The sequence below is a fragment of the Streptococcus sp. DD11 genome (genome assembly GCF_001578865.1).
Lineage (GTDB): Bacteria > Bacillota > Bacilli > Lactobacillales > Streptococcaceae > Streptococcus > Streptococcus panodentis.
In genome coordinates this window covers 383,976-388,022 of sequence record NZ_KQ969392.1, presented here as the reverse complement: position 1 = coordinate 388,022, position 4,047 = coordinate 383,976, and the positions used below count along the sequence as shown (strand labels likewise).

General features: G+C 49.9%; 5 protein-coding genes. All 5 read left to right on the top strand.

All coding sequences use genetic code 11. The annotated features are described in order from the left end of the window. The first annotated feature begins 333 nt into the window (after positions 1-333). From STRDD11_RS01800 to STRDD11_RS01780, 5 genes are read left to right on the top strand one after another with little or no spacing between them, the layout of a single operon-like run. Positions 334-759, top strand: a complete 426-nt coding sequence (locus STRDD11_RS01800) for a DUF5082 family protein (protein WP_128834783.1) — start codon at positions 334-336, stop codon at positions 757-759. A 14-nt stretch (positions 760-773) separates the two neighbouring features. Beyond that, entirely contained in the window at positions 774-1,040 is a 267-nt protein-coding gene (locus tag STRDD11_RS01795) for a hypothetical protein (protein WP_128834781.1), read from the top strand. A gap of 29 nt (positions 1,041-1,069) precedes the next feature. Then, entirely contained in the window at positions 1,070-1,729 is a 660-nt protein-coding gene (locus STRDD11_RS01790) for a DUF4176 domain-containing protein (RefSeq protein WP_128834779.1), read from the top strand. After that, positions 1,726-3,342 carry a T7SS effector LXG polymorphic toxin gene (locus STRDD11_RS01785; protein WP_128834777.1) on the top strand — a complete coding sequence of 539 codons (1,617 nt, stop codon included), beginning with the start codon at positions 1,726-1,728 and terminating at the stop codon, positions 3,340-3,342. The genes STRDD11_RS01790 and STRDD11_RS01785 overlap by 4 nt, the downstream gene beginning before the upstream one ends. 9 nt (positions 3,343-3,351) lie before the next feature. Then, entirely contained in the window at positions 3,352-3,909 is a 558-nt protein-coding gene (locus STRDD11_RS01780; RefSeq protein WP_128834776.1) for a hypothetical protein, read from the top strand. Positions 3,910-4,047 lie beyond the last annotated feature (138 nt).

Below are 4,047 nucleotides of genomic sequence, written 5' to 3'. Positions count from 1 at the left end.
GAAAAGCAGGGAAGGTCCGGGGGACCTTTTTAGCCCCTGCCCAGAAATTGAAAAGCAGGGAAGGTCTTTTCAGCCCGAACCCAGACATGAGATGGCGAGGCAGGAAGGCAGCAGCTGACGAAAGTGCAGCTTTCGTCCAATCGCCTTGCTTTTGCTGCTTCCTAGCGAAAGCTTGATCTGCTAGCTCAAAACCTCCGCTGGAGCTTTTGAGCTGTCTGCTCCTGCATCGTTTGCTGATGATGTTCATTGAGTATAAAGTGCTCTGGAGATGGAGGGCTGGGAGATGATGTCCTAGCCCTCTTTATTTAGTGGATAGAACGGAGGGAAGCAGGGATGGCAGATACTTCAGCAGCCCATTATCAAAATTTAGCAAATCAAGAATCGACCAACTACAATCAAGCCCTATCGCAGAAGGCAGCGCTTGATGCACAGATTTCCCGCTTGGAAACTGCTAAAACAAATCTAACCACACAGATTAACAGTTTTCAAACGGATATTGTCGATAAGCTGTCCGATATTGAAGGCGAGGATTCTTCGCAGTTCAGGGGAGACCGCAAAAACAAATATGCGGAACAGTATGCTTTGGCCCTTTCGGCTGCAAGGACCAATAAAAGCAGCCATGACACAAATTTGACCAGTATAGCCAATAAGATTGCGGAACTGCAGACCCAATCGTCACAACTGCAAACTGCGGCTAATACGGCTTATAACAACATGGTTTCTTATCAGGCATCTGCCAATGCGGCAGGCAGCGAATGAAAGAGGGCAGCAAGATGGCAAAAACAGGTACAGATTATGCAACTTGGTCAGGACTGACCGGTACGGTAGATACCAGTATTTCTGGAATAGCGGACTTGGCTTCATTGACCTTTTCAACAACGACCACGACACCTTTTACCAGCTTCAATGAGGACATCAGCAGCTTTAATACAGCCCTTAGCAGTCTGAGGACCTATACTGCTGCAGATGTGACTCATATGAACCAGGCAGCAGAAAATAAGGTAAAGGATGATAAAAACAAAGCACAGGCTCGAGGTTAGAGCCGGTACAAGGAAAGGGGAATTTGACAATGAGTGATAGCAGAGCGCTCTACCAGCTGTCGCTGAATCGCCTGCCAATTGAGGAAGCTGACAGAGAAGTATTAAAAGATGTGGGACTGTCTTTGGTGAGACAGGAAGGCGCTTTTCGCGAGCTTCAGGCCGTCTTCTTTAAGCAGGGGACATCCTATCTCTACCGCAGTATCTTAGGCTCTTCTATTGAGCTTGTGCTGGATTGGGAGGAGCACCGGGCAACAGTTCTGTATCTGGACAGGGAGATTGAGCTGCAGCTGTCTGACTTTCGGTCCTGGCTGGCCTATACGGATTTGCTGCTGTCTCCGGTTTTGCCCTTGGGGACGATTGTGGAGCTCAACAAAGACTTGATCCCTGAAGCTTTGGCCGCTTCCATGGACGAAGCCGGCATTCCTTTTTTGGCTGTTATTTTGGGACGGCGCCTGCTGGTCGGTCTGGAAAAGCAGAAATATGCTGATTATCTGGCAAGCCTCTATCCATACGGTCTGCGGCCAGATGTGGATCCGATTTATATGCCTAATTTTTTTATCAAGCAGGTGCTGCAGGAAGGCTACAGCGATGCGATTGATGAGCAGTATGTGGAGAATCAGTACCGCAAGGACTACTTCAGCCGAAGCATTGTTTCAGAGGTTTACCATGTAAAAGGAGGATCAGTATGAAGATTGATATGACGGAGGTTCACGGTCAGAAAACAGCTTTAAGCCAGTCCATTACCAATCTGAACAGTCAGATCGATACGGCAAAGACCTCCTTTACAGGACTGACAGGCTCAGACAGCCTGTCGGGGGACGTTAAGACAGCGATTGATGCTAAGATTACCAACTATCAGCTGCCTTTATTGACCAATTTCAGCAGCGCTTTAGCCACCTTATCCGCGCAGTATGACAAGACCGTGGAGCAGTTTCAGAGCACAGTGTCTGAGAATGCAGCAGATGCCATTATTGACACGGATTATTTGCAGGGGCTTTTGGATCAGTTTTCCGGCATTGAAAACAGCATCTCGACCATTCATACAGAGACAGCGTCTATCTACTCCTCTATTGCGGATATTATTGCCCTGACCAACCCGGACAGTTCGACCATTAGCACTCCTTTATCAGAGGGCAAGACCGTCTTGACAGATACCAAGACCAATATGGAATCCTTTAACGGCTGGGGAAGAGGAAATGAGCTGGCTGACCTGCTGCTTTCCCAGACCAAAACACTGGAATCGCTGTCAGGTCTGACCGGAAGCGGCTATGCATCGGCGGACGCCAAGAAATTCTATGAAAACAGCGAATTTCTGCAGGGAGTCAGCAAAATTGCTGAAGCTGTCTCCAACTCCACTCCCGTAGAACTTTTAAAAAATGTCTCCAACACCCTGAACAGTTTTGTGGCTATAGGCATTTCATGGTGGGAGAAGTTCATCATGGACAATATAGGCAAGCGTGCGGTAGCCTCAGGCAAAATCTGGGTCGACGACCAAGGCCAGCTTCATGCTGACGGCAGTGCAGAAGCCAAGGCCTATCTGCTGGATGTCAGCAAAAAAGGCGAGACCGAAATCGCAGGCGTCAAGTTCAACGGTGAAGGCAAGGCCTTTGTAGGGGCCAGAGCAGCTGCCGATATGAAGGCCAATGTCACCAAGGACGGTATCGACATCTCTGCCAACGCCAATGCTTTGCTGGGCGTATCTGCTTCGGCCAGCGGCGGCTTTAAGGTCGGTTCAGGCGGTCTGCTGACAGCCCAGGGCAGCGGCAGTGTAGAAGGCAAAGCCGGTGTCTGGGCGGATGCCAACGGCAAAGCAAAACTGGACTACACTGGGCTGGATGCCAGCGGTTCTGTTTCGGCTAAGGCTGGCGCTGAAGGCAAGGCTAAAGCGGATCTGACCTTGGGCGATACCAGCCATGGCATCAGCCAAGTTAATGTGGGTGCTTCGGGAGAGGCCTTTGCGGGAGCCAGAGCCAATGCGGATGCCAAGCTGAAAGCGACAACAACTGGAGGGATAGATGCCAATGCCAGTGCGGGTGCTTTTGCCGGAGCAGAAGCTAAAGGAGAAGTTCACGGCAAGGCTGCTTATACCACTGTCAGTCTTGAAGGCAGTGTGAAAAAGGGTGCCGGTGCAGAAGCCAATGGCGGCGTGAAAATAGGAGACGGGCATGTGAATCTGGATCTGGGTCTCGGCGGTGCTTGGGGCGGCGGTGCCGGCGGCCGTGTCAAAGTGGACTTTGACTATGCTTCGGCAGCAAAAGATGTGGCTAATTTCGCAAAAAACGGTATTCAATTTAAATGGTAGGAGAGTGCAATGGACTTTGTAATGCTGTTTATCATCCTGATGCTGCTGCTGTTTGCTTTGGTCGGCTGGGTCGTTTACTGGGCAATCAGCAGTTCAGCCAGAAAGAACAGGCGCTATGAGCAATTCGCTGCACAGCATGGCTATGATTTTGATCAGGCGCAGGGAAATCTGTATTACCGAGAGTATTCAAAAAATAAAACGACCGATCAGCAGTATCTCAGCCTGTTTGAGAATCCCTATGTTAAAAAATATGCTGCATTTACCCACTATCCTTTCGGCCGGGGCGGCGATATTAAAGTAGCCTATGTCCTATCGGGTGTTTATCAGGGCGCAGCTTTTCGGGCCTTTACCTATAGCTTTGAAGGCAGTTTCGCTGACAGAACCGGTCCGGGCGGCATCTTCAGTATCGTCCTGCTGGCCTCTCCGGAAAGGGAAGCAGCGGATTTGCCGGTCAATGTATTTTATGAAAAGGGCATGCTCTGCGACTATCTGAGCGAAAATTTAGATGTTGATACCATCCACGACAGACTGGATGATTTAATTGCCTTAAATAAAGGAGAAGAATAAGATGACTTTACGAACATTTCCAAGCGCAGCTTTTCCAGCCTTTCCCAGCATCCGGCTGGAAGCCGCAAGCGGCTGGCAGGACTGGAACCTGCCGGGCTCGGTCCTCTCGCTGCATAAGCCCCAAGAAAGCGGCTTTAT

Coding starts and splice junctions, on each gene's coding strand:
- STRDD11_RS01800 (WP_128834783.1), top strand. CDS start 334: ATGGCAGATACTTCAGCAGCCCATTATCAAAATTTAGCAAATCAAGAA.
- STRDD11_RS01795 (WP_128834781.1), top strand. CDS start 774: ATGGCAAAAACAGGTACAGATTATGCAACTTGGTCAGGACTGACCGGT.
- STRDD11_RS01790 (WP_128834779.1), top strand. CDS start 1,070: ATGAGTGATAGCAGAGCGCTCTACCAGCTGTCGCTGAATCGCCTGCCA.
- STRDD11_RS01785 (WP_128834777.1), top strand. CDS start 1,726: ATGAAGATTGATATGACGGAGGTTCACGGTCAGAAAACAGCTTTAAGC.
- STRDD11_RS01780 (WP_128834776.1), top strand. CDS start 3,352: ATGGACTTTGTAATGCTGTTTATCATCCTGATGCTGCTGCTGTTTGCT.